20 protein-coding genes are annotated in these 24,187 nt (G+C 56.5%); 14 read left to right on the forward strand and 6 right to left on the reverse strand.

The window, feature by feature from the left end:
• Positions 1–386: 386 nt before the first annotated feature.
• The 4 genes from I6J72_RS11605 to I6J72_RS11620 all read left to right on the forward strand — a co-directional run bounded on the left by I6J72_RS11605 (position 387) and on the right by I6J72_RS11620 (position 4,420).
• A complete protein-coding gene (locus I6J72_RS11605; protein ID WP_204099288.1) occupies positions 387–1,370 on the forward strand; it encodes an ABC transporter substrate-binding protein in 984 nt (327 codons plus the stop codon).
• On the forward strand, positions 1,367–2,236 hold the full coding sequence (locus I6J72_RS11610) for an ABC transporter permease (RefSeq protein WP_204099289.1): 870 nt from the start codon (positions 1,367–1,369) through the stop codon (positions 2,234–2,236). Before I6J72_RS11605 ends, I6J72_RS11610 begins: the two co-directional genes overlap by 4 nt.
• Positions 2,229–3,017: an ABC transporter ATP-binding protein gene (locus I6J72_RS11615; RefSeq protein WP_204099290.1), complete on the forward strand. Its 789-nt coding sequence runs from the start codon at positions 2,229–2,231 to the stop codon at positions 3,015–3,017. The genes I6J72_RS11610 and I6J72_RS11615 overlap by 8 nt, the downstream gene beginning before the upstream one ends.
• A 116-nt stretch (positions 3,018–3,133) precedes the next feature.
• Complete coding sequence (locus I6J72_RS11620) at positions 3,134–4,420, forward strand: ATP-binding protein (protein ID WP_204099291.1); 1,287 nt, start codon at positions 3,134–3,136, stop codon at positions 4,418–4,420.
• 56 nt (positions 4,421–4,476) lie between these two features.
• Here I6J72_RS11620 and I6J72_RS11625 read toward each other — a convergent pair whose 3' ends face one another.
• Entirely contained in the window at positions 4,477–6,324 is a 1,848-nt protein-coding gene (locus tag I6J72_RS11625) for an FAD-binding monooxygenase (RefSeq protein WP_204099292.1), read from the reverse strand.
• A 143-nt stretch (positions 6,325–6,467) separates the two neighbouring features.
• Complete coding sequence (locus tag I6J72_RS11630; RefSeq protein ID WP_204099293.1) at positions 6,468–7,835, reverse strand: MFS transporter; 1,368 nt, start codon at positions 7,833–7,835, stop codon at positions 6,468–6,470.
• A gap of 124 nt (positions 7,836–7,959) precedes the next feature.
• Between I6J72_RS11630 and I6J72_RS11635 the strand changes: the two genes are divergently transcribed.
• From I6J72_RS11635 to I6J72_RS11675, 9 genes are all read left to right on the forward strand, one after another.
• A complete protein-coding gene (locus I6J72_RS11635) occupies positions 7,960–9,450 on the forward strand; it encodes a fumarylacetoacetate hydrolase family protein (protein WP_204099294.1) in 1,491 nt (496 codons plus the stop codon).
• On the forward strand, positions 9,447–10,109 hold the full coding sequence (locus I6J72_RS11640; protein ID WP_204099295.1) for a GntR family transcriptional regulator: 663 nt from the start codon (positions 9,447–9,449) through the stop codon (positions 10,107–10,109). Before I6J72_RS11635 ends, I6J72_RS11640 begins: the two co-directional genes overlap by 4 nt.
• 15 nt (positions 10,110–10,124) lie before the next feature.
• Positions 10,125–11,642, forward strand: coding sequence for a 5-carboxymethyl-2-hydroxymuconate semialdehyde dehydrogenase (gene hpaE, locus I6J72_RS11645; protein WP_204099296.1), 1,518 nt, complete (start codon positions 10,125–10,127; stop codon positions 11,640–11,642).
• Between the two features lie 53 nt (positions 11,643–11,695).
• Positions 11,696–12,772, forward strand: coding sequence for a 3,4-dihydroxyphenylacetate 2,3-dioxygenase (gene hpaD / locus I6J72_RS11650; protein WP_204099297.1), 1,077 nt, complete (start codon positions 11,696–11,698; stop codon positions 12,770–12,772).
• 156 nt (positions 12,773–12,928) lie between these two features.
• A complete protein-coding gene (gene hpaH, locus I6J72_RS11655; protein WP_204099298.1) occupies positions 12,929–13,714 on the forward strand; it encodes a 2-oxo-hept-4-ene-1,7-dioate hydratase in 786 nt (261 codons plus the stop codon).
• Positions 13,699–14,484, forward strand: a complete 786-nt coding sequence (locus I6J72_RS11660; RefSeq protein ID WP_204099299.1) for an HpcH/HpaI aldolase/citrate lyase family protein — start codon at positions 13,699–13,701, stop codon at positions 14,482–14,484. Before hpaH ends, I6J72_RS11660 begins: the two co-directional genes overlap by 16 nt.
• A 9-nt stretch (positions 14,485–14,493) precedes the next feature.
• Positions 14,494–15,981, forward strand: coding sequence for an NAD-dependent succinate-semialdehyde dehydrogenase (locus tag I6J72_RS11665; protein ID WP_204099300.1), 1,488 nt, complete (start codon positions 14,494–14,496; stop codon positions 15,979–15,981).
• Between the two features lie 198 nt (positions 15,982–16,179).
• Positions 16,180–17,700 (forward strand): GMC family oxidoreductase, encoded by a 1,521-nt coding sequence (locus I6J72_RS11670; RefSeq protein ID WP_204099301.1) that lies wholly within the window; start codon positions 16,180–16,182, stop codon positions 17,698–17,700.
• Between the two features lie 570 nt (positions 17,701–18,270).
• Positions 18,271–19,446 carry an NAD(P)/FAD-dependent oxidoreductase gene (locus tag I6J72_RS11675; RefSeq protein WP_204099302.1) on the forward strand — a complete coding sequence of 392 codons (1,176 nt, stop codon included), beginning with the start codon at positions 18,271–18,273 and terminating at the stop codon, positions 19,444–19,446.
• A gap of 57 nt (positions 19,447–19,503) precedes the next feature.
• Here I6J72_RS11675 and I6J72_RS11680 read toward each other — a convergent pair whose 3' ends face one another.
• The gene (locus I6J72_RS11680) at positions 19,504–20,280 is read right to left on the reverse strand and encodes an ATP-binding protein (protein ID WP_204098643.1); all 777 of its coding nucleotides are present in this window, start codon (positions 20,278–20,280) and stop codon (positions 19,504–19,506) included.
• Complete coding sequence (gene istA, locus I6J72_RS11685; RefSeq protein ID WP_204098642.1) at positions 20,277–21,911, reverse strand: IS21 family transposase; 1,635 nt, start codon at positions 21,909–21,911, stop codon at positions 20,277–20,279. Before istA ends, I6J72_RS11680 begins: the two co-directional genes overlap by 4 nt.
• Positions 21,912–22,030: 119 nt before the next feature.
• Here istA and I6J72_RS11690 point away from each other — a divergent pair, with 119 nt between their 5' ends.
• Entirely contained in the window at positions 22,031–22,258 is a 228-nt protein-coding gene (locus I6J72_RS11690) for an FAD-dependent oxidoreductase (protein ID WP_204100516.1), read from the forward strand.
• On the opposite strand, the gene I6J72_RS11695 is transcribed toward I6J72_RS11690, so the two are convergent.
• Positions 22,227–23,147, reverse strand: a complete 921-nt coding sequence (locus tag I6J72_RS11695) for a helix-turn-helix domain-containing protein (RefSeq protein ID WP_204099303.1) — start codon at positions 23,145–23,147, stop codon at positions 22,227–22,229. The genes I6J72_RS11690 and I6J72_RS11695 overlap by 32 nt on opposite strands.
• An 11-nt stretch (positions 23,148–23,158) precedes the next feature.
• Positions 23,159–24,091 carry a helix-turn-helix domain-containing protein gene (locus I6J72_RS11700; protein WP_204099304.1) on the reverse strand — a complete coding sequence of 311 codons (933 nt, stop codon included), beginning with the start codon at positions 24,089–24,091 and terminating at the stop codon, positions 23,159–23,161.
• Between the last annotated feature and the right edge of the window lie 96 nt (positions 24,092–24,187).

Genomic DNA, 24,187 nt, shown 5'->3' on the forward strand with positions numbered 1-24,187 from the left:
GAGAAAAACGCCGAAAAGCCCGCAGCTGCGGGCTTCTAAAAGATGGGAGAACAACGAGGCCCGCGGGTTACGCGCGCCACCACCAAAGGTTAGATGTGTTCTTCACAGCACTGACTTTAACACCAATACCTTCCGCCGTACAGGTAAACGGAAATCGGGGTACCCCCGTGGTCTCACGGCAGTGCGCACCTAAGGAGTGGACAGTGAGGTAGGAAACATGCAGCTAGCGGGTGTGATGTGCGACTCTAAAACTGTAGCGCTATAGCTTTTGGAGGTCTAAGAACACCCCCGCCTGAGAAAAATGTTCATAAAACCGCTGGTTAGAAAGGTAGAGAAAGGATTTAATAACGGTCACTACTGTCACTCTTGAGTAGAAAAGGACCGATATGTTCTCTAAAACTGCCGCTGCTCTCTCAGCTATCGCCCTGAGCGCTGCCGCCCTGGTGGGCTGCTCGTCATCGTCGGACAGCGCCGGCGGCGATTCGGGAGGTGGGGATTCCTACTCCATCGGTATCAACCAGCTGGTCCAGCACCCCTCCCTGGATGCTGCGGCAGAAGGTTTCCAAGCGGCCTTCGAAGACGCTGGCGTGGACGTGGAATTCGACATCCAGAATGCCAATGGTGAGCAAGCCACCGCTGTGTCTATCTCGCAGCAAATGGCTAGTGCGCAACACGATCTCTACCTAGCCATCGCTACCCCAGCGGGCCAGGCCATGAGCAAGTCTATTAAGGACAAGCCGCTGCTCTTCACCGCGGTCACGGACCCCGTCGAAGCAGAGCTGGTGGAGTCCGTGGATAAGCCCGGCAAGAATGTCACCGGTACCTCCGACGCTGCGCCGATTGAGGAGCAGGTGGAGCTCATCACCGAGCTCGTCCCGGATGCCAAGAGCGTTGGCGTGGTGTATTCCTCAGCCGAGGTCAACTCCAAGGTCCAAGTGGAACAGCTCACTGAGGCTGCCAAGCCCAAGGGAATCGAGGTGAAGTCTCAGACTGTCACCTCCGTGACCGAGATTCCGCAAGCAGTGGAGGCGCTGGGTGACGTGGATGCCATCTACATCCCTACCGACAACATGGTGGTTTCCGGCATTTCCTCCCTCATCAAGGTGGCCAACGACAAGACCATCCCGGTCATCGCTGCAGATTCTGGCGCTGTTGAGGGCGGTGCCGCTGCCACCATCGGCATCGACTACAAGGAGCTGGGTCGCCAGACCGGCGAGATGGCTTTGCGTATCCTCCAGGACGGTGCCGACCCAGCTAAGACCCCGGTGGAGACTGCCTCCGAGTACACCTACGTCATCAACGAGGAAGCGGTAATGGCACAGGGCATTGAGGTGCCGAAGGAGATCCTTGAAAAGGCTGAGACGCTGTGATCGGTGCGCTTGAGCTAGGCCTGATTTACGCAGTCATGGCGGTGGGCGTCTACCTGACGTTCCGCGTACTTGACTTCCCCGACTTGACCGTTGACGGCTCCTTTACCACTGGGGCTGCGACGGCCGGCGTGCTTATTACGAATGGGGTTAACCCTTTCCTGGCGTCGCTGGCAGGTTTTTGTGCTGGTTTCATTGCCGGATGCATTACAGGTGTGCTGCACACCAAGGGCCGTATTGATGGACTCTTGGCGGGAATTCTCACCATGATTGGCCTGTGGTCAATCAACCTGCGCATCATGGGCAGCGCCAACGTGCCACTGCTCACCCAGGATTCAGTTTTTACCCCGCTCGATGCCGTGATGGGCACGTGGGCGGGCGTCGGTTTGCTGGCTGTGGGCGCGGTGGCGCTGTGCCTGCTCATTGTGTGGTTCCTCTCCACAGATTTGGGCATGTCCCTGCGCGCCACGGGTGATAATCAGCAGATGATCACCTCCTTTGGTGTGTCCACGGACTTCACCAAGATCCTGACCCTGGCCCTGTCCAATGGGCTGGTGGGCCTGTGCGGTGCACTCATTGCTCAGTACCAGGGCTTCGCGGATATCTCGATGGGTATCGGCCTCATCCTGGTGGGTCTTGCCTCTGTCATTCTGGGCCAGGCGGTACTCCCCCAATCCCGCCTCTGGTTGGCAGTTGTTGCTGTGGCGCTCGGCTCCGTGATTTACCGCCTCATCATCTTTGCGGCCCTGCAGGTGGGCCTCAACCCGAATGACATGAAGCTCATCACCGCGCTATTGGTCATCGTTGCTCTGTTGGTTCCGCGCCTGACGCGCGTGCGTGGTGGAAGGAAGGCCAAGGCCCATGCTTAACGTCGAAAACATGTCGAAGACCTTCTTCCCGGGCACCGCTAATGAACGCCGTGCGCTTCGCGACGTCTCCCTGGAACTCGCTCCCGGTGATTTCGTCACCGTGATCGGCTCCAACGGTGCAGGCAAATCGACGTTGCTGAATTCCATTTCGGGGCGCCTTATCCCAGACTCCGGCACGATTACCATCCATGGAAAGAATGTCACGACGCAGCCGGAGCACAAACGTGCACAGAAGGTCGGCCGCGTGTTCCAAGATCCTATGGCCGGCACCGCGCCCAACCTCACCATTGAGGAAAACCTGTCGCTCGCTTACCTGCGCGGCAAGAAGCGCGGCCTCGGTTTGGGCCTTAACGCCTCGCGCCGAAGGATCTTTGTCGAGCAATTGGAAACCCTCGAGTTGGGCTTGGAGAAGCGCCTAGGGACCAAGGTGGGCCTCCTGTCTGGCGGTCAGCGCCAAGCGCTGTCACTGCTTATGGCAGGGTTTACTCACCCCGATGTGATGCTCCTCGACGAACACACGGCCGCCCTTGACCCGCAACGTGCGGAGCTGGTTACTGACTTGACCAAGCGCATTGTGGAGCAAGGCAAGTTGACCACGCTCATGGTGACGCACAATATGGCCCAGGCGCTCCAGGTGGGCAATCGGCTCATCATGATGCATGAAGGTCAGATTATCTACTCAGCAGATGCGGAGCAGAAGGCCAAGCTGACGGTGGAAGACCTCATGGCGGAGTTCGCAAAGATTAAGGCAGCAACGTCCGACAGGACGCTGCTGCAATAAGGCTAGCGTTTCACGTGAAACACTGGCTGGCAAAATCTTCGAGCAGGAGCTGGTGAATCTTCGAGCAAACTTCGGTAAATCTTCGAGTAGCCTTTTAACCTGCTAAAATGCGGGACATGACGCTTACACATGAGGTGCCACGACATGGGGTTTCAATTGCGCGGGAAATCCTTGAGGACTCCCCGCTTCTTGTGGTGCAAGGTGCGCGGCAAGTTGGTAAATCCACGCTTCTCCGCCAGGCACTGAATGAGGAAGAGGCGCATTTCGTTACGCTCGACGACGCGTTAGCTTTAGACTACGCTCGGCACGATCCGGCGGGATTTGTCGAGCAAGCCGGCTCCCGCACATTGGTGATTGATGAAGCACAACGCGCGCCTGAATTAGCATTGGCCTTAAAAGCGTCGATTGACCGTGATCGTCGCCCTGGCCGGTTTGCGATCACGGGTTCCTCCGATTTGCTTCGCCTGCCCGGAGTGTCGGACTCCTTGGCTGGACGGGCAGAGTCCCTCCGTGTTTATGGCCTCAGCCAAGGGGAAATCGCCGAGCGAAAGCAACCGGAGGATTGGGTTGCCTGGGCCGTTGACGGCTACCAAGGGCTAGAGCGCTGGACTGAGGCTGGAGGAGCTCCGGATGAACTGCGTTCTGCAATCATTGCAGGTGGCTACCCAGAACCATTAAAGAGGTCCGACCGTCGAAGGCAGGAACGATGGTATGGCTCCTATGTTGAGCGCCTTGCCACGCATGATTCACGAGAGCTTGGAAACGGCAGCCGCTTTTCCCAATATCTTGAGACCTTATTGCGGGTCATAGCCAATCAGCCTCAAGCAGAGTTGGTGAAGTCAAAAGTAGCGCGAAGCCTTGGAATCGCCGAAAGTTCGCTGGGCGAATATCTCACGTTGGCTGAGATGATGTATCTCATCGACATTACGCCTGGGTGGGGTGTGGGCTATAGCAACAGGGCGCTCAAGCGGCCAAAGGTCAGTATCGCTGATACAGGGTTAGCTGCATTCCTTACCGGCTTTAGCGTCGAGAAATCACGCGTTGCTGGAGGCTTTGAACATTACGGTGCACTCGTTGAGGCATTTGTTTGCGGTGAGTTGCTCAAACAAGCAACGTGGTCCCGTGAGCGTTTTAAGATTGCTCACTACCGTAAACGCGATATCGAGATTGATATCGTCATCGAGCTAGCAGATGGGCGTGTAGTGCCTGTTGAGGTTAAAAGTGCTTTGAGCGTTGATGCCCGTGCGTGGAAGAACGTTCTGAGATTCGGTATGGAGCACCAAGAGCGTTGTAGCGCGGGCGTGGTGCTCTATCACGGGTCACGTGCGGTTACGGTGGAACAGGATGGCTTTCCAGTGCGCGTGCTGCCCATCTCGTCGTTGTGGCAGCATGAGGATCAATAACGTGAGGGTGGGCCCGCCAATTAGCCGGGCCACAGTCGTTTCACGTGAAACGTGGTTTAGCTTCGCTTGATGAGTGCGGAGGCGAAATACTCTTCCACCGCATTGGCGTCATCAAGCGGCAGTACCGCGCCAACGTACTGGTCCGGGCGGACAATAACTACGGCGCCGTCGCGGGAGATGCCGCGCATGGTGAAGATGTCCTTGTCTGGAAGTGCGTTGAAGACGTTCTCCCAATTGGGCACGTTGAACTTGCCATTACGCGGGCGGAAGAGGGCTGGCGCATCGAGGATCTCGTAGTCATGATGATTCGTCTGCTGATAAATCACCTTGACATCGAAATAGGTGTTTTCATCGGCTCCCTCTGGATTGAACTTAGCGAGAATTGCCGGAATCTTTTCTGCCCATGCGCTGAGCGCGGAGCTCTCCCCTGCCTTAGGTGAATCAGCAAAGGCGTAGATGCGGTAGCGGCCGTCGGCAGTGTGTTGATGGCCTAGGTGCTGCACAAAGGCATCGCAGCGGCGCAGAACTTCGAGGGACTTAAAACGCCTGCCAACTGGGAAACCTACCGCCAGGGCCTGGTGCTTGGTATCGCCCACAATCAGGTTCTCGTCATATTGCGTCATCATGCCAGCGGCGAACTCTTCCGCAGCGACGTAGTACTTTTCCACTGCCTGAGGGTCATCGAGCTCTTCGGTCGGGGTAGCCATCAGGGTGGACCACTCGCGGTCAAAATTGATGAGATTCTGTGCAGCCGGCTGGCGCTCACCGTGATAAGTGGACAGGAGCTCCTTGGGCGCGCGACCGTCGAGGACATGCCCGAGCTTCCAGCCAATATTGAAGCCATCCTGCATCGAGACGTTCATGCCCTGTCCCGCCTTGGCAGAGTGGGTATGGCACGCATCTCCCGTGAGGAAGACACGCGGGTCATCGTTGTTGTCATCGAAGGCATCAACCAGGCGGTGCCCCACTTCGTAGACGGAGTGCCACGCCACCATCTTGACGTCAATGAAATAAGGCGAGTAAATCTCATTGGCCTTCTCAATGATCTTTTCAATGGGCGTATCGCGAACCTTGTGGTTGTCATCCTCGGGAACCACTCCGAGGTCAACGTAGACACGGCAGAGGTAGCCGCCTTCGCGAGGGATGTGCAGGATGGAGCCGGCCTTCGAGTGAATTGCGCACTTGGTACGCCAATCCGGGAAGTCGGTATCAACCACAACGTCCATCACGCCCCAAGCGTGGTTAGCCTGGTCGCCCTTCAACGAACGACCAATGGACTTACGCACGCGGGAACGTGCGCCATCGCAACCCACGACGTACTTCGCGCGGACATCGCGTGGATTGCCGTGTGCGTCCTCGAGGTGGACGGTGACCGGGTACTCGCCCTCCCCTACCTCGAGAGAAGTGAAAGTCCAGCCATAATCTGGCGTGATGCGCCCCGGTGCGCGGTGGGCATAGCGGGCAAAATAATCCAGAACGCGTGCTTGGTTCACAATGAGGTGTGGAAACTCCGAGATGCCATGCTCATCATCGATGGGGCGAGCGCCGCGGACAATCTTCGAGCGGTCCTCAGGATCTGGGTTCCAGAAGGACATCTCCGTAATTTCGTAGGCTTCTTCCGTGATTTCCTTGGCGAATCCAAAGGCCTGGAAGGTTTCAACCGAACGGGACTGAATACCATCAGCCTGCCCGAGTTCAAGTCGCTGTGGGCGGCGCTCAATGATGCGGGTATTGACACTCGGGAACATGGCCAATTGGGCCGCTGCAATCATTCCCGCAGGACCGGAGCCGACGATGAGTACATCCATTTCATCGGGAAGTTCTACTGCGCGGTCGACGCCGTAACCGGTGGCCTCATGAACGCGCGGATCTTCGGACACGTAGCCGTTGTGATGGAACTGCACTATGAACTCCTTAGTAAAGCGATGGTAGAGATTGCACATGGATGGTGATTCAGTTCAATAGACCATCGATGTGTGAGCTGCGTCTTAGTTCCGGAATCATATATGATGACCGGCTGCAGCACAATGGCTCGGGTGAGGTTGTTCTACACCTTCGGCGAGAAGATGAAGTGGCCACGGGACTGTTCTGCCTCGTGCTCTGGGCCTAGAGCGATTCCCTTTCGCTCGCGTAGTAGGAACGTGCACACAAGGCCAATGAGGGAGGCGGTAACCAGGTAGCCCGATACAGCGAAGGTGGTACCGGTTGCTTCCACCAAGGAAGCCGCAATCATGGGCGCGAAAGCACCGCCTAGCACCGAACCAATGGCGTAGGTAACGGATACGCCCGTGGCGCGGATGGAGGCGGGGAATAGCTCGGCATACATCGCGGATTGGGCACCATAAGTCAGGCCAAGGCCAATGGTGAGGAAGAGAAGGGCGGCGTACAGCATGCCCAAGCTGCCGGTGTTGACCAGCGGGAAGAGGGCTGCTGCACCAATGGCCTGGAGCACGAAACCAATGAGGTAGGTGTTCCGGCGGCCAATGAGATCAGAGATGAAGCCAGCGAAAAGCGTCGTCAGCGCCCAAGCTGCCGCGGAGATGGTGACGGCATTGAGTACGTCGCCACGTGCCAGTGCTACGGGGCCTTCAGGGTCGGTGGCATAGCGCTGGATGTAGCCGCCGGTTGTCATGTATCCCACCGTGCCGTTACCAGCGAAGACGAGAGCGGCCACGAAGACCAGCGGAGTGAACTTCTTGAACAGCGTGCCGATGGGATTGGTGGCTTCTTCCTCCTCACGCTGGGCAATCTCTTCGAAAACGGGGGACTCGTCTACACCCATACGGATGAGGTAGCCCACGAGGACAAGGATGATGGAAATGAGGAAAGGAACGCGCCAACCCCAGGTCATGAAGGCGTCGCCAGGCGCAATCGTGTTCATGATGGAAAGGACGCCGGAGGAAAGCAGCAGGCCCGCCGGAACACCAACCTGTGGGCCCGCACCGTACAGGCCGCGCTTGTTATCAGGGGCGTGCTCAACGGCCATGAGCACCGCCGAGCCCCATTCGCCACCAGCCGAAATGCCCTGGACAATGCGCAGGAGAATGAGCAGGACTGGTGCCCACACGCCGGCGGTCTCGTAGGTGGGGAGGAGGCCGATGAGGGTGGTCGCACCTCCCATGGCAAAAAGAGTCACCATGAGAACGACGCGGCGGCCAAGGCGGTCAGCGAAGTGGCCAGCAAGGAAGGCACCGACAGGGCGGAAGAGGAAGGATAGGCCGACCGTCAGGAAGGAAATGATGGTGGCTAAACCGCCCTCGAGTGGGCCAAACATGAGGTGGTTGAACACCAAACCGGCGACGGCAGCGTAGAGGAAATAGTCGTACCACTCGATGGCGGTACCGATGGTTGTCGCGGCGACTACTCGACGGCGCTCGGCCGTGGAGATCGTCGGCGTGACGGTGGTGTGAGACATGTTGATTCCTTTCGACATGTGGTGCGACATATATACGAGTCGTCGTGTGAGTTGAACCACTTGCGGCGATGCTAGGGATAGTATACGATTCGGGCAAGGATTTGTTCACAATTAAGGATTCTTCATGGCTGTACCTGAATTTCTGCCGGTCAAGCCGGGCAAGATGATCGCCGTCCACGTGGCCTTCGAGTCCCGCGCAGCGCAGCGAGGCCGTTGGCCCAAGGCTCCGAGCTACTTTCTCAAAGCCACGAGCACGCTGGCTGAAAGCGGACAGGTAGTTCAACGTCCCGCCGGCACCGAACTGTTGGCATTTGAGGGCGAAATTGCTCTAATCATCGGCACGCCTGCACGACATGTCTCCTTGGAGGAGGCATGGAAGCACGTCGCGTATGTCACCGCCTCGAACGACATTGGCCTGTATGACTACAAGGTCCAGGACAAGGGATCCAATACCCGCTCCAAGTCGCGCGATGGCTACACCCCTATTGGTCCAGAGCTCATCCCGGCCCAGGACATTGACCCTAAGGCACTGCGTCTGCGTACATGGGTTAACGGTGAGATTGTCCAGGAAGGAACGTCGTCCGATGAGGACTTGATTTTCCCGCTCGCCCAGTTCGTGGCAGACCTTTCGCAGCACATGACGCTCGAAGAGGGAGATATCATTCTTACCGGAACCCCGGCTGGCTCCTCCGTCATCGAGCCGGGCGACGTCGTTGAGGTAGAGGTAGACATCCCAGGTGGCGTGACCTCCGGCCGGTTGAAGACCACCGTTGAAGAGGTAGCAGCGGACTTCGACACGAAGCTGGGAAGCCTGCCCTATGTGGATGACAAGCAACGTGAAGATGCTTATGGTGACCGCGAAAGTGCGGGACTTGAACCGCTAGATAATGGTGGGCTTGACCCAGAGTTGAAGGCGGCGCTTGAAAAGGCGCCAACGGCGGGACTTTCGGCACAGTTGCGCAATAGGGGCATTAACCAGTCCGTCATTGAAGGTGTTTATCCGCAAACCAAGGGAACCAAGATGGTGGGCGTGGCTCGCACCTTGCGCTTTGTCGCCGGCCGCGAAGACCTCTTCAAGTCCCACGGTGGCGGACTGAACGAGCAGAAGAAAGTCTTTGACACTGTCAAGGAGGGAGAGGTCATCGTTATCGAAGCCCGCGGAGAGTCGGGTTCCGGAACCCTCGGTGACATCCTCGCTCTGCGTGCGAAGGTGCGCGGTGCCGCTGGAGTCGTGACCGATGGTGGTGTCCGTGACTTCGAAGCCGTGCGAGAGATCGGTCTTCCTGTCTTTACCCAGGGGGCACACCCCTGCGTGCTTGGCCGAAAGCACGTGCCGTGGGATAGCGATATTGCTGTTTCCTGCGGAAACGCCACCGTACTCCCAGGAGACATCATTGTTGGCGATGATGACGGCGTCATCGTCATCCCCCGAGCATTGGCAAAGGAGGTGGCCGAAGGTGCTCTGGCCAAGGAGCACGAAGACGAGTGGGTCGCTACCCAAGTGGAAACCGGCGCTAGTCTCGATGGCCTTTTCCCACCAACGGGGAAGAACAAAGAGGCCTACCTTGCCTTCCGTGACGGGGCTGCCAATGAGAGCAAGGAAGGTGATCAATGACATCACCTTCCGCACCTTCTGGGGAAAGCAAATCCCAAAAAGCCTATAACTGGATTAGTGAAAAGATTCGTACCCGTGAGTACGAGCCCGGCTACCGCCTAGTACTGGCCACCATCGCCGAAGCGCTGGATATCAGCGTGGTCCCCGTCAGGGAAGCGATACGCCAGCTGGAGGCGGAGGGGATGGTCACGTATGAGCGCAATGTAGGAGCAAGTGTTACCACCTACAACCGCGAGGCTTACTACGAGTCCATGGACATCGTGGCCACCGTGGAGGCGAATGCCACAGCCCAATCCGCGCCCCTGCTTGAACCCGAAGACCTAGCCCGAGCACGGGAAATTAATCGGCGCATGAGTGAACTAGACATCCACCATGACCCCGATGAATTCACCCAGCTCAACAAAGAATTTCACAGCGTTCTTTTTGCCAAGTGCCCTAATGAGAGATTGAAGAACTTGGTGGTGGACCAATGGAAACAGTTGGAATACCACCGCGTGTCGACATTTCGGTACGTGCCAGAAAGAGCCCAAGAATCCGTCCGTGAACACGAACGACTGGTCAACTTGATTGAGGCAGGCGCAGAGCCTGCCTACATAGAAAAGGTGGCCCGCGAACACCGACTAACCACACTGCGCAGTTACCGCGAGAAAAACACCTAAGGAGAAGGACTAAACATGGCTATCAACAACGATGCTGCTAAGCCCACCGATCTTCCAGAGAAGATCCTGCACTACATCAATGGTGAATTTGTTCCGTCTATCGACGGCGAGGAATTTGATGTCCTCGATCCAGTGACGAACCAGCCTTACATCAAGGCAGCTTCAGGCAAGCCATCTGATATCGATAAGGCTGTTGAGGCTGCCAAGGATGCCTTCGAGAACGGCCCGTGGGCCAAAGCTCTGCCGCGTGAACGTGCACGTGTCCTGAACAAAATCGCGGATATTGTGGAAACCCGCGCAGAGAAGCTCGCCGCATGGGAGTCCTTTGACTCCGGTCTGCCGATTACGCAGGCAAACGGTCAGGCCAAGCGCGCCGCGGAAAACTTCCGCTTCTTCGCCGATCTGATTGTGGCCCAGGCCGATGACGCCTACAAGGTTCCGGGCCGCCAGATCAACTACGTCAACCGCAAGCCGATTGGTGTTGCTGGCCTGATTACTCCATGGAACACCCCGTTCATGCTGGAGTCCTGGAAGCTGGCCCCGGCTATTGCTACCGGTAACTCCGTCGTCCTCAAGCCGGCCGAGTTCACTCCGCTGTCTGCTCAGCTATGGGCGGGAATCTTTGAAGAGGCCGGCCTGCCTAAGGGTGTCTTCAACCTGGTCAACGGCTTCGGCGAGGAAGGTTACGCCGGCGACCCGCTGGTCAAGCACCCAGACGTCCCGTTGATTTCCTTCACCGGCGAATCCCGCACCGGCCAGATCATTTTCGGCAACGCAGCCCCGCACCTCAAGGGCCTGTCCATGGAGCTGGGTGGTAAGTCCCCGGCCATCGTGTTTAATGACGCTGACCTAGAGACGGCTATCGACGCCTGCATCTTCGGTGTCTTCTCCCTCAATGGTGAGCGTTGCACCGCAGGTTCCCGCATTCTGGTTCAGCGCGATATCTACGATGAGTTCGTCGAGCGCTACGCCGCGCAGGCTAAGCGCGTGAAGGTCGGCCTGCCTTCCGATCCGACCACCGAGGTTGGCGCACTCGTCCACCCGGAGCACTACGAGAAGGTCACCTCTTACATCGAGATTGGCAAGCAGGAGGCCACCCTGGCCGCCGGCGGCGAGCGTCCAGAGGGCTTCGAGGAGGGCAACTTTGTTCAGCCGACCGTCTTCGTTGACGTCAAGCCGGACGCACGAATCTTCCAGGAAGAGATCTTCGGCCCCGTCGTTGGTATCACCCCGTTCGATACCGACGAAGAAGCACTCGAGCTGGCCAATAACACCAAGTACGGTCTCGCCGCTTATGTGTGGACCTCCGACCTCAAGCGTGCCCACAATTTTGCCCAGAACGTTGAAGCCGGCATGGTGTGGCTCAACTCCAACAACGTCCGCGACCTGCGCACTCCGTTCGGCGGCGTCAAGGCATCCGGCCTCGGCCACGAGGGCGGCTACCGCTCCATCGATTTCTACACCGATCAGCAGGCCGTCCACATCAACCTGGACAAGGTGCACAACCCGGTCTTTGGCAAGCAGGACCAGTAACGTCTGCGCGCCCTCTCCACTCCCCCATTACTAACTCACACTAAGGAGCCACCATGGCTGACATTCAGGCCCCCGACATCCTGCGTTGCGCCTACATGGAGATCATCGTTACCGATCTCGCTGCATCCCGTAAGTTCTACGTTGACACCCTCGGCCTCGTCGTGACTGAGGAAAACGAGAACGAAATCTACCTGCGCACCTACGAGGAGTTCATCCACCACAACCTCGTGCTGCGACAGGGCCCCGTCGCTGCCGTCGCTGCATTCTCCTTCCGCGTTCGTTCGCCGGAGGACCTGGACCTCGCCGAGGAGTTCTACAAGGCGCGTGGCTGCGAGGTCCGCCGTAACAAGGATGGCTTCGTCAAGGGCATTGGTGACTCCGTGCGCGTTCAGGACCCACTGGGATTCCCGTACGAGTTCTTCTACGAGGTTGAGCACCGTGAGCGTCTGGCCTGGTCATACGACGCCCACATCCCTGGTGCACTCGTTCGCCTCGACCACTTCAACCAGATCACCCCGGACGTTCCTGCCGCCGTGAAGTACATGGAGGAGCTCGGATTCCGCACCACCGAGGACATCCGTGATGAGGAAGGAACTGTCTACGCTGCCTGGATGCGCCGTAAGCCCACCGTTCATGACACCGCCATGACCGGTGGCGATGGCCCGCGTATGCACCACATCGCCTTTGCTACCCACGAGAAGCACAACATCATCGCGATTTGTGACAAGTTGGGTGCCCTGCGCGAGTCTGACCGTATCGAGCGCGGCCCTGGCCGCCACGGAGTCTCCAACGCGTACTACCTGTACCTACGCGATCCGGATGGTCACCGCGTGGAGATCTACACCCAGGACTACTACACCGGTGACCCGGATAACCCGGTCGTGACCTGGGACGTTCACGATAACCAGCGCCGCGACTGGTGGGGAACCCCAGTTGTTCCTTCCTGGTACCGCGATGGCTCCACCGTCCTCGACCTGGATGGCAACCCGGTGCCGCTGGTCGCTCGCGAAGACGAGTCCGAGCTGGAGGCCACCATTGGTGCGGACGGCTTCTCCTACACCCGTAAGGAAGACTCGGAAGAGATGCCGGAGTGGAAGCAGGGCGAGTACAAGCTGGGTAACCAGCTCTAGAAGCCCACAGTACTCAGGTTGATGAACGTGGTCCCGCGGCGTCGATAATGCGCACATAACGCGGGGCCGCGTTGTCGTTTCACGTGAAACCACATCGTTCAACAACCGTCTACAACACCACAGTCATGTCCCACAACATAGTAAGGAGCGAAGTACATGCTGGATGAAAAACAGCACATCGCTATTGCAGATGAACTGGCGCAGGCCGAAAAGGACCGTTCAATGGTTCCGCTGCTGACCGCCCGTTTCCCGGAGATGAGCATCGAGGATTCTTACGCGGTACAGCGCGAGTGGGTGCGCCGCGGCATCGAAGACGGGCGCCGTCTCGTCGGCCGTAAGATTGGCCTGACCTCGAAGGTCATGCAGGAAGCCACGGGAATTACCGAACCGGATTACGGTGCGATCTTTGAGGACCAGGTCTATGAGAATGGCTCGACCATCGAGCACGCGCAGTTCTCCAACGTTCGCATCGAGGTCGAGCTGGCTTTCGTGCTCAAGGATGAGCTGAAGGGACCGAATTGCAGTATTTTCGACGTCCTTCGTGCGACGGAATACGTTGTTCCAGCACTAGAGATTCTCTCCTCCCGCATCGAGATGGAAGGCCGCACGATCGTCGATACCATCTCGGACAACGCGGCACTGGGCGCCATGGTCTACGGCGGCAACCCGGTGGATCCCGCAGACGTCGATCTGCGCTGGGTCTCCGCACTTCTCTACCGCAACGAATCCATCGAAGATACTGGTGTGGCCGCGGCCGTGCTCAACCATCCGGCAATGGGAGTGGCCTGGCTTGCCATCAAGCTCCATGCGCATGGCGATAGCCTCGCCGCCGGCGACATCATTCTGGCCGGTTCCTTCACCAAGCCCATGTGGGTTGAACCGGGCGATACTGTCCACGCTGACTATGGAAAGTTGGGGTCCATCACATGCCGATTCCAGTAAAGTTGCCGCCGACGTTTGCGGACGTTCTTGCGAAGGCAGAGCAGCCGCTCGTGGGTGCCTGGATCTGTTCCGGGTCAGAGGCTGCGGCGGAGATCATCGCCTCGGCTGGATTTAGCTGGACGCTGATCGACGGCGAGCATGCCCCCTATGGCCTAGAGACAGTTCTGTCCCTGCTGCGCGCGACCGATGCTTATGGCATCACGCGCGTTGTTCGCATCCCCGTCAATGACACCGCGCTTATTAAACAGTACCTGGATCTCGGCGCGCAAAATCTGATGGTGCCAATGATTGATACGCCCGAGGAAGCTGAAGCGGCTGTGCAGGCAATGCACTATCCACCACGTGGAGTGCGCGGGGTAGGTTCTGCCTTGGCGCGGTCCTCGCGGTGGAATGGTGTGGAGAACTATCTCCCCAACGCTTCCGAGACGGTCAGCCTGACGGTCCAGATTGAATCCGCGAAGGCCGTGGACAATGTCGAAGACATTGTGGCTATCGATGGTGTGGACCAGATCTTTGTGGGCCCGTCTGATTTGGCAGCCTCCATGGGGCTGTTGGGTCAGCAGACCCATCCGGAGGTACTCGCAGCCGTGAACCACACATTTGAGGTCGTGCGCGCTTCTGGAAAGAAGGTAGGCGTTAACGCTTTTAACCTCGAACAGGCGCAGAAATATCTTGATTCTGGAGCATCATTTGCGCTGGTTGGTGCTGATGTTCAACTTCTTTCTGGTGCGGCACGCCAACTCGCAGACAAATTCACTTTAGGAGGGTAGAAAAGAATCATGAGTGAAAACAACAAGGTCAATATTGACGAGCTGCTGGCCAAGGTTCCGACCGGCCTGCTCATTAACGGCGAATGGGTAGACGCCTCCGATGGCTCCACCTTCGATGTGGAAAACCCAGCCACCGGTGAGGTTATCGCTACCCTTGCGTCCGCTACCTCTGAGGATGCAAAGAAGGCTATGGACGCCGCCTGTGCCGTGCAGGATGAGTGGGCACGCACGTCCACCCGTGAGCGCTCCAACCTGCTGCGCCGCGCCTTCGACCTGGTGCAGGAGCGTAAGGACGAGTTCGCTGCGCTAATGACCTTGGAGATGGGTAAGCCGCTGGCGGAGTCCTACGGTGAGGTCACCTACGGTTCTGAGTACCTGCGCTGGTTTAGCGAGGAAGCCGTCCGCGATTACGGCCGCACGCTCCCGGCACCGGAGGGCACCCTGCGCATGGTGACCCGCCGCAAGCCGGTAGGCCCCTGCTTGTTGATTACGCCGTGGAACTTCCCGCTGGCTATGGCCACCCGCAAGATTGCCCCGGCCATCGCTGCTGGTTGCACCATGGTGGTCAAGCCCGCCAAGCTCACACCGCTCACCACCCAGTACTTCGCGCAGACCATGATTGATGCCGGCGTTCCGGCGGGCGTGGTCAACGTGGTGTCCGGCAAGTCCGCCTCTGCTATTTCTGAGCCGATCATGGCGGATTCCCGCCTGCGCAAGGTTTCCTTCACCGGCTCTACCCCGGTGGGCAAGACCCTGCTCAAGGCAGCTGTCGACAACGTCCTGCGTACCTCGATGGAGCTGGGCGGCAACGCTCCGTTCATCGTTTTTGAGGACGCCGACATTGACCAGGCCGTCGAAGGCGCGATGGGTGCCAAGATGCGCAACATCGGTGAGGCTTGCACCGCTGCTAACCGCTTCATCGTTCACGAATCCATCGCGGAAGAGTTCGCGGAGAAGTTCGCCAAGCGCATTGGTGAGCTTAAGGTGGGCAACGGCCTCGATGAGGGCGTTACCTGTGGCCCGCTCGTGGAGCAGAAGGCACTCGATAACATCACCGCGCTTGTCGACGATGCCGTGGAGAAGGGCGCCAAGGTCCTCATCGGTGGTAAGCCGGGTGAGGGCAAGGGGTACTTCTACTCCCCGACCGTGCTGACAAACGTCTCCCGCGATGCCCGCGTGGCACAGGAGGAGATTTTCGGCCCGATCGCTCCGATCCTGACCTTCTCCGATGAGAAGGAAGCGATTGAGATTGCTAACGACACGGAATACGGCTTGGCGTCCTATGTCTTCACCGAGAACTCCGACCGCATGTGGCGCGTCGGTGACGGCCTCGAATTCGGCCTTATGGGCTTCAACGCCGGCGTCATTTCCAACGCCGCTGCCCCATTCGGTGGCGTGAAGCAGTCCGGCATGGGCCGTGAGGGCGGCGCCGAGGGCATCGACGAGTACACGTCGTTGCAGTACATCGGTGTGCGTGATCCTTATGCGAATGCATAAATAGTGCAATAGCTTCTCCGTGCACTGCGTAAGCCGCCCTACGGGGCGGCTTTCTTTTTCTTCAAACTCTTTTTGCTTGACATTCTGCGCGCATATCCAAAGTATGTGTGCTATCACTCAAAGCCACTGAATGTGACGCAGAATATACTCCCGGTAAGCGGCTCACGAAGAGTCGTCTGCACCCAGGGAGGTTTGAAAATGTCTCAAGAAGAAACCAAGCAGTTTGATTACATCGTTGTAGGAGCTGGGTCAGCCGGTTGCGTTATTGCCCGTCGACTAATCGATGCGGGAAAGAGCGTCGCAGTTCTAGAAGCTGGCGATTATGACGTTAATCCCGACATCGAGAAGGTGCACACCTTGGGACTCCTATGGGGTTCACCTCAAGACTGGAATTATCATACGGTTCCTCAACCGGGGGCGGCGGGCCGGAGTCTGCACATTCCTCGCGGAAAGGTGATGGGCGGCTCGCATGCGCTCAACGCAACCATTTGGGTCCGTGGTGCTAAGCAGGACTACGACACCTGGGCCTATTTGGGCAATGATGGTTGGTCCTGGGATGACGTGCTGCCCATTTTCAAGGCGATTGAAAACTTTGACGGTGGCGCCTCGGAGTTCCGTGGTAGCGAGGGGTTGCTTGATGTTATGGAGAACTACACTCGTCACCCGCTTCAAAATGACCTTTTCCGAGCAGCTCAGGAGGCGGGTATTCCACTCAACAAGGACTACAACTCCGGTGACGTGGAAGGTGTGGGCAAGATTCAGGCGAACGTTCGCAATGGAAACCGCTTCAACACCTGGCACGCGTACCTGAAGCCGGTCGAGAATGCCCCTAATCTAACCATCATTACAAGCGCGCATGTCCACGGTCTAGTCGTCGAAGACGGTGCCATCCTTGGCGTTACTGCCGCAGTTTCCGGTGAGCTTCAGGAGCTTCGTGCTGATGAGACGATTCTATGCGCAGGAGCGTTGAATTCGCCGGAAATCCTCTTGCGCTCCGGTATTGGGCCGGCAGAAGAACTCGAGGCGTTGGGGATTCCATCGACTCATGATCTCCCTGGCGTAGGCAAGAATCTCCATGATCACCTACTCTCCCCCGTTATATTCACTACAACGAAAAAGGAAGTACCGATCCCGGAAGTTCTGCCAGCCGAGGTACACGTGTTTTCTAGGTCGCGTCCTGACGCTGCCGTCCCGGATACTCAACCGCTTTATTTCTCGATCCCTATGTACAACGAGGGCATGGAGGGGCCAGAAAACGGCTTCACGCTAATGGGTGGCATAGTTAGGCCCGCCAGTCGCGGTGAGCTGACCCTGACGGGGCCAAATCCATCAGATCCTATTGCTATTGATTTCGGCGCTTTATCGGTGCAGGCGGATGTCGATGCATTGGTAGCTTCGGTGAAGCAGTGCCGTGAAGTCGGCCGCCAGCCAGCATTGGCCGAATGGGGCCCTGAGGAGGTCTACCCGGGCCCAGTTGTATCCGATGATGATCTTGAGGCTTACGTTCGTAGCACCGCTATTACGTACCACCACCAAGTTGGCACATGCAAGATGGGCATTGACGCTATGGCCGTGGTAGATCCGCGCACCCTAAAGGTCTACGGGCTCGAGGGGATTCGAATCGCCGATGCTTCTGTAATGCCACTTGTACCGACGGGAAATACTAATGCGCCCTCTATCATGGTCGCTGAGAAGGCCGCGACATTCCTATTGAGGTGAAGCCCTCGTGGCGGTTTTAAGTGGAGGAACGCTACTAGAGCCGATTCGTACGACACGGCGGCTGCCTTTTAGCTGCGGAAATCTCAAGTAAATAGGACCGGCGTGGACGATGTCTGAGTGCGCGGTTGACAGAGAAGGATTATGTACTTTGACCTAAAGGGCTTTCGGGCTCGAGCACTCGACGTTGTGTCCGGATGGACTTGGTGACTTTTCAACTATAGAAAGCGCCAAAACCGCGCAACTGCGTTGCTTGCTCCCGATGGGGCTAGCGGGATACTCCCCTGAGAGCTTCTCGGTAAAGGCCTAATTGGCACAAACAGACAAGTTAACGAAAGGTCTTTCCCACAGGAAGGGGACTTTTGAAGTTTACAGCCATCGTCGCTCTCATTCGGCGGATTGAGCGTTAAACCGGATTGTTCTCTGTCAACGCGAGGCTCATTTGGCTTGGACGAAGATCGTTTAACGCTAAGTTGTCGGCGTTATTAGTCAAGTTTTTACGGGAGAGCTATGTCACCATAAGAACCCATAGCGGTATGGATCACATACCGTGCCCCCTGACAGAGAGGATTGATGATGGATTCTTCCAAAGTGATTGTTATCGGCGCTGGATTCTCTGGCTTGGTAGCAGCACGTGAACTTCAAACTGCAGGTGTGAACTGTGAAGTTATCGAAGCACGCGACCGAATTGGTGGAAGAGCTTGGACGGACGATCGAATGGGGCTCCCGTTGGAAATGGGTGCGACATGGGTTCATTGGTTTCAGCCGTACATGTGGGGAGAGATTACGAGGTATAACCAAGGAATCCACACAAGTCCAGTCGATAACGACGCCTACTGGGTCACTCAGGGCAAAGTTCGCAGGGCTACAGAAAGGGAAGCCGATGAAAAAATGATGCCTGCACTAGACGTAATCTACGAAGGCTCGGATAAGTATTTCCCCAACCCTCACGACCCGCTTGCAATCCTGCGAGATGAGTATGGTGCGGACCCACAAGACGTCGAAGCATTTAAGCAATTCGATCAAAAGTCAGTTATGGACATCGTTAATGAGGAAGGAGTAGATCAAGAGATTCAAGACATGGTCGAAGGGTTCTGGTCGGCTGCATACATCGGAGATCCGCGAACGGGCTCTTCGCTAATGGCAAAACAGTGGGCAGCGCTTTCTGACCATAGCCATAAATTGGTCGATGAAATTAACCTCAGGTTTAAGCTCGATAATGGAATGCGAGGTCTTTACGAGAGCATTCGAAACGACTTGAGGTGCTCAGTGCACCTGTGGTCTCCGGTAGCGAAAGTGGAGCAAACTGCTTCAGGGGTGCGAGTCACGCTTGAAACTGGAGAAGTCAAAGAAGCGAGCAAGGTGATCAGCACCGTTCCGCTTGGTGCGCTTACAAACATAGAGTTCGACCCACCGCTCAGTAAAGATCAGCAGCGCGTTATCGGCGATAAGTGGAACTCAACTGGCGCGAAGATTTGGATAAAAATTAAAGGCCATCACAAAATAATTGCTTATGCTGGGGCAGACTATCCAATGTCGTTAATCAGGTCTGAGTACTTTATGGACGACGGAACAACAGTTCTCGTTGGATTTGGTGCTGACCACACCAAGGTTGATCTTAATAGCGTCGAGGACGCTCAACGAATCATGGATACATGGGAATTAGGCGTCGAAGTTGTCGATTCAACGGGTCACGATTGGGTGAAAGATAAGTGTGTTAGGACCACGGATTTAGTAACGCCGTGGTGAGCAAGCAGTAACGCCCGGGTGAGTATTGAGTAACACCCGGGCGTTGACTATGAGCAACTATTCTGCGTTGGCTTCTAGGCGCATGTTGGGTCCTTCCAGTGTGATGATCTCAGCGCCAACGACGAGTCGATTCAGGATTGACTCGGCGATGACAGCGTCCGGGATGGATTTGTACCACTCATCGGGCGTGAACTGGGAGGTCACGATCGTTGATCCCCGGTGTTCGCGTTCGGCAAGAATATTGAGCAGCTGGTGTGCTGTGGCAGCATCAATCGGGGTTGTTAGGAAGTCGTCAAGAACGAGGACGTCTGCCAGGTGCAGGTCTTGAAGAAACTCCATGCGTGCTGTGTCATTATGGCGTAGCACCATTAGCTGGTTGGCTAGTGTGTCTGTGCGGAAGAAACGGGCGGAGTAGTCGTTTCTGCACGCGGCGGTAAGCAGTGCTTGGGCCAGGTAGGTTTTGCCGACGGATGATTTGCCGAGGATGACAATGCTTTGCGCTTTTTGACACCATTGGCAGTGAGCGAGTCTGGTGATTTGCTCTTTGTTGAGGTTGCGGCTGGGCGCGTAGGTGATGTCTTCGATACATGCATCGAGATTTGGCGATCGGGATGCTTTGAGTAATTTGTTGACTCGTCTCTCACGCTTGGCCGCGACTTCTTTATCGAGTGCGTAGAGCACCTTGTCGGAAAAACTCCACGAGTCGAAGACAGGATCTGCGGCAATATCAATCACGGTTCGCCCGAAGGCCGTCATTCGCAGATCGGTAAAGATCGGCAGGACCGATTCATCTAGAAAGCGTGCTGATGCTGATGCTGGTTGTGGCTGTGTCATGACTTCGAAGGTCCTTTCTTCCTAAGGTTTTCCATGCTGAACTGGGCAGACCCACCCAGATACGCGCCGCGGGTATCACGTGCGTGAACTGCTGGTGGTGTTTCAGGCGGTGTTGTTGGCGCAAGATCATGGCCTGTCGGGCGGGTGGATTGGTCTTTGCGTACCGCAGCCATCATGTTTTTCACCGCGGTATACGACACGGCCCTCCTTGCGCCATCAGGTGCGATCAAGCGGGCACAGGCTTGTTCCAAAATCGCCTTGTTGGCGTGCTTGCCCATATTTAGTACGTTTCGACACGACTGATACGCCTGGGCAGGGATTGCCTTTGCGCTGATGAGTTCTGCGATGACTTTCTGGGTCGCTGGCCCGATCTTGGCCGCTTCACGGTAGAAGTAGTCACTGGTCCACAGCCCTGTGGTATCAGCCATGTTGGCAGGAATATGATCCACGTCAGTGACATAGATCCCCCGGGCTTGGGCAAGCCGGTGGGTGGCAACACGCTGCCCAGCGTCAAAGACAGTAACTTCGTTGCCAGTGATACGTACATCGACAGTCCGGCCGACGAGCTGGTAGGGCACCGAATAGTGAGCAGTATTGACGGTGATGTGGAAGTTGGGGGCGACTTTCGCACGTTTCCATTCGGTATGCTGCCACGGTGTTGTGGGAAGTTGGCCAAGCACATCACGTTCAAACTCATTAAAGAGCATTCTTCTGCTGGTGTAGGTGCCACGAAACGGGACCGCGTCATTGATATCGTCAACTAGGCTGCGGATGCGTGCATTGAGTTCATCAAGCCCAACGCATTGATGCCCGTGGAGGGTATGGATGACTTTTTGGGTGATGATCTTGACAGCCGCTTCCACGTTCGCCTTGTCCTTCGGACGCCGAGCACGAGCAGGCAGCGCGGCAGTGTTGTAATGCTCGAGGAATTCCTCGTAGGTGGAATTAACCTGCCGGTTGCGGTCAGCAGCACCAATTGCGTGTGACGCTGTCGAAGCATTATCAGGCACAATGACTTCAGCAACGCCACCGAAGTATTCAAACGCTTGGATATGTGCCCACAGCCACGCCGCTTGCCGCTGGTTCGGGCAAGCACAGGCAAACAGCATTCCCGAATATGGCAGTGACGCCACGAAAATACTGACTTTTGTACCCCGGGCATCAATCGGGTCAAACAGCCGCATCGTGGTACCGGCCCAGTCGACTTGCATAGTGTGTGCCGGGATATGCGTAATGCGTGCGGTAAGTCCTGTGGCATCAACGTGTTCGGCGACAAGCTGGCGGAACCGCTCGTAGCTGTAGTAACGCTGAGACGGACGAGCAGGTTGGGTGGTGTAGCGACCCCACAAGACTTGGAGAGTGACTTTGTTTCGGCCGGTGCGTGCTTTAGCCACCGCGTCGAAGTCGATGGGCACGAAATCTCCTTGGGCAAGACTTCGACCATCAACAAACCATGTGGCCATTTCTTCGTCGGTGATACCGGCGAGTTGTTCATCGGTTGCGATCTGGTGTGCCGCCATTGCCTGGCGGGCCTTTTGAACTGTGGTATGCGAGCAACGCACAGTCGAGCAGATTTGACGGACGGACCAGCCTTGTAAGACAAGATCCATCACGGCCCGGTAATCAGTCACGATCGGACTCCTCTGATTATGCCGCGAGCCCTTTTGTCACGCGGTCAGAAGAATCTTCTCCCAAAGTGTTACTCGATACTCACCATCCCGTTACTGGATAGTCACCACGGTGTTACTAGATACCCCCGCGCAACAATAAGTGGACTCAACAAGTTTGGGCAACTCTACGCAAGGGGCAGTTCATAGATGGATGGAGCCATTTTATTGATTCCGAATCCGATATCCATTTTGCAGGAGCTGATTTTGCACCCGGTTGGCGTGGGGTGATTGTGGATGGAGCAATTCAATCTGGGATCATCACTGCGCGGCGGGTTATTAATCAGCTGCGTGAGAGCGGAAGGCTCTAGGGCTGATTCCAAATTCTTCTTTGAAAGCTCTAGATATGTGACTTGGCTGGACCAATCCATGCGCTTGAGCGATCTCTCTGATTGAGAGATCGCTCAAAGCTGGGTTGGCCAAATCTCTGCGGATTAAGTGAACGCGCCTAGACTTGACGTATTTGGTGACGGTGAGTTGATGATCTGCAAAGTGTTTTTGAAGGCTTCTTAAAGAAATGTACATTGCCTTGGCTACACTTTCAGCATTGAGACTAGGATCGCTGAGGTGGCGGTCTATGAAGTCCGTAGCTTTCTCAAACGTACTGTCATGGGTTAGTGGGTGATCGGCCTGTTGAGCTCCGATTAGGGCATAAATGACTGCTTCGAGCAGACACTCGACGGCCTGTACGGTGTTGCGATTTTCTTCAAGACAATTTCCAAGAAGGCTGAAACTCGGTAAGAGTACTGAACCAATTCCCTTTTCTCTGTCCAAAATTGTTAGAGCAAGTGACTCGATCACGCTTTCCGGGTGAGAGAGGATACTGGCGGGGGCCTTCACTAGAAGGCCTTGCTGTGCGGTAGGAAAGCGAATCGTATAGGGAAGGTAAGTCACAAAGAGAGTGAGCTGACCGGGTTTTAAAGCCGTAGTCCGCTTTCCTTGTTCAATAATTGTTGTGCCAGATAGCTGCAAATAGAACTTGACGTCGTGAGGGCTCTCAGGGCTGATAAGCTGCGGCGATCTTTCTAGAGTATGTGGGTTAGATTGGATTCCGTAGATTTGTATGCTTCCGATGTTTGATTCGAGGAAAGATGCCTGGAAATCGGAGTCTTTTGTTTCAGCTGTTCTTATTGAAGAAAATTTGGCGCTCAAAAACTGGCGCCATTCTGCGAGATTTATCGACGGAGGGTAATCAAGCATTAGGTCGTCCTTTAAGGAGTTTCGAATGGTTGCGTGTGAGCCCGGTACGCACTCGGTGACTTGCGGTACTCCGCCTTGAAGATGCGTGAGAGATGCGAGGGATCGTGCAGGCCATAGCGGGCGCTGATGTGGCTGATTGATTCCTCGGAGTGCCGCGGGTCCACGAGCTCTCTGCGGATGTGCTCTAGGCGCCTCGTTCTGATGTAGCTGCTCACGGAGAGGCCCTGTTCGGAGAACTTGGCGTGGAGATGGCGTACCGATACGAACAGTGCTTGGGCGATGGTGTTGGGGCCTAAGTCCGGGTCGCTCAAGTGCTGTTCGATGTAGGCGGTGGCCTGGTTGAACAGTAGCGTGCCGGCTGAGGGCTCATCGGCCACATCGGAGGCTAAAACCGACACCAACATGGTGAGCGCGGAGCGGACCAAGGCCGTGGCGTGGGGTCCCTTGAGCAGATCGAGGTTCTTTGCCAGTTGCTCAAAGAGGGGGACGGCTACCGCGCCCAGGCCGTGTGAGCGGGAGATTGGGTTCGCGGTAAGGCGTTGGATCTGCGCTGGTGAAATGTCGAGAAAGCTCTGCGGGAAGTGCACAATGAGTGTGTTCTGATCTTCCGGATAGCGCAGCGTGTAGGGCCGCTGGGTCACGTACAGAGCTAGGTCCCCTGGGTGCAGTTCACACGTCCGCCCGTCTTGGCTCATGGTTGAGGAACCGGTGATTTGCAAGCTGAGCTTACAAAAGGGGGCCTCGTTGGCGGCTATTTTGTAGCGATTCACGGTGTGCGGGGAAGTGCGCATGTCGAAGAGAGAAATATCCCCTACCTTCGTTGAACGCAGCGTGGCGTGAAAAGTGGCAGGGTCTTCGGTGTCCACGTCGAGTTGGCCAAAAGACCCGGATGACGCGGTGCGCCATGACGCGATATCGAAATGCTCAACAGCTGAAGCAGACATAAGTGGAACCATATCGTGAGAGCTGGCACATTTTTGGACAAATTGTGTGCGCGCATAGTCAACTGGTTCAGTGTGTCGCAGGTAACATAGCTAAAA

The sequence above is a fragment of the Corynebacterium sp. FDAARGOS 1242 genome (assembly GCF_016889985.1).
Taxonomy (GTDB): domain Bacteria; phylum Actinomycetota; class Actinomycetes; order Mycobacteriales; family Mycobacteriaceae; genus Corynebacterium; species Corynebacterium minutissimum_B.

Excerpts from the sequence above, each read along its gene's own strand:
- hpaE (WP_204099296.1), top strand. The coding sequence starts at position 10,125 with ATGGCTATCAACAACGATGCTGCTAAGCCCACCGATCTTCCAGAGAAG.
- I6J72_RS11660 (WP_204099299.1), top strand. The coding sequence starts at position 13,699 with ATGCCGATTCCAGTAAAGTTGCCGCCGACGTTTGCGGACGTTCTTGCG.
- I6J72_RS11630 (WP_204099293.1), bottom strand. The coding sequence starts at position 7,835 with ATGTCTCACACCACCGTCACGCCGACGATCTCCACGGCCGAGCGCCGT.
- hpaH (WP_204099298.1), top strand. The coding sequence starts at position 12,929 with ATGCTGGATGAAAAACAGCACATCGCTATTGCAGATGAACTGGCGCAG.
- I6J72_RS11700 (WP_204099304.1), bottom strand. The coding sequence starts at position 24,091 with ATGTCTGCTTCAGCTGTTGAGCATTTCGATATCGCGTCATGGCGCACC.
- I6J72_RS11640 (WP_204099295.1), top strand. The coding sequence starts at position 9,447 with ATGACATCACCTTCCGCACCTTCTGGGGAAAGCAAATCCCAAAAAGCC.
- hpaD (WP_204099297.1), top strand. The coding sequence starts at position 11,696 with ATGGCTGACATTCAGGCCCCCGACATCCTGCGTTGCGCCTACATGGAG.
- I6J72_RS11695 (WP_204099303.1), bottom strand. The coding sequence starts at position 23,147 with ATGCTTGATTACCCTCCGTCGATAAATCTCGCAGAATGGCGCCAGTTT.
- I6J72_RS11620 (WP_204099291.1), top strand. The coding sequence starts at position 3,134 with ATGACGCTTACACATGAGGTGCCACGACATGGGGTTTCAATTGCGCGG.
- I6J72_RS11680 (WP_204098643.1), bottom strand. The coding sequence starts at position 20,280 with ATGACACAGCCACAACCAGCATCAGCATCAGCACGCTTTCTAGATGAA.
- I6J72_RS11605 (WP_204099288.1), top strand. The coding sequence starts at position 387 with ATGTTCTCTAAAACTGCCGCTGCTCTCTCAGCTATCGCCCTGAGCGCT.
- I6J72_RS11615 (WP_204099290.1), top strand. The coding sequence starts at position 2,229 with ATGCTTAACGTCGAAAACATGTCGAAGACCTTCTTCCCGGGCACCGCT.
- I6J72_RS11675 (WP_204099302.1), top strand. The coding sequence starts at position 18,271 with ATGATGGATTCTTCCAAAGTGATTGTTATCGGCGCTGGATTCTCTGGC.
- I6J72_RS11670 (WP_204099301.1), top strand. The coding sequence starts at position 16,180 with ATGTCTCAAGAAGAAACCAAGCAGTTTGATTACATCGTTGTAGGAGCT.
- I6J72_RS11665 (WP_204099300.1), top strand. The coding sequence starts at position 14,494 with ATGAGTGAAAACAACAAGGTCAATATTGACGAGCTGCTGGCCAAGGTT.
- I6J72_RS11635 (WP_204099294.1), top strand. The coding sequence starts at position 7,960 with ATGGCTGTACCTGAATTTCTGCCGGTCAAGCCGGGCAAGATGATCGCC.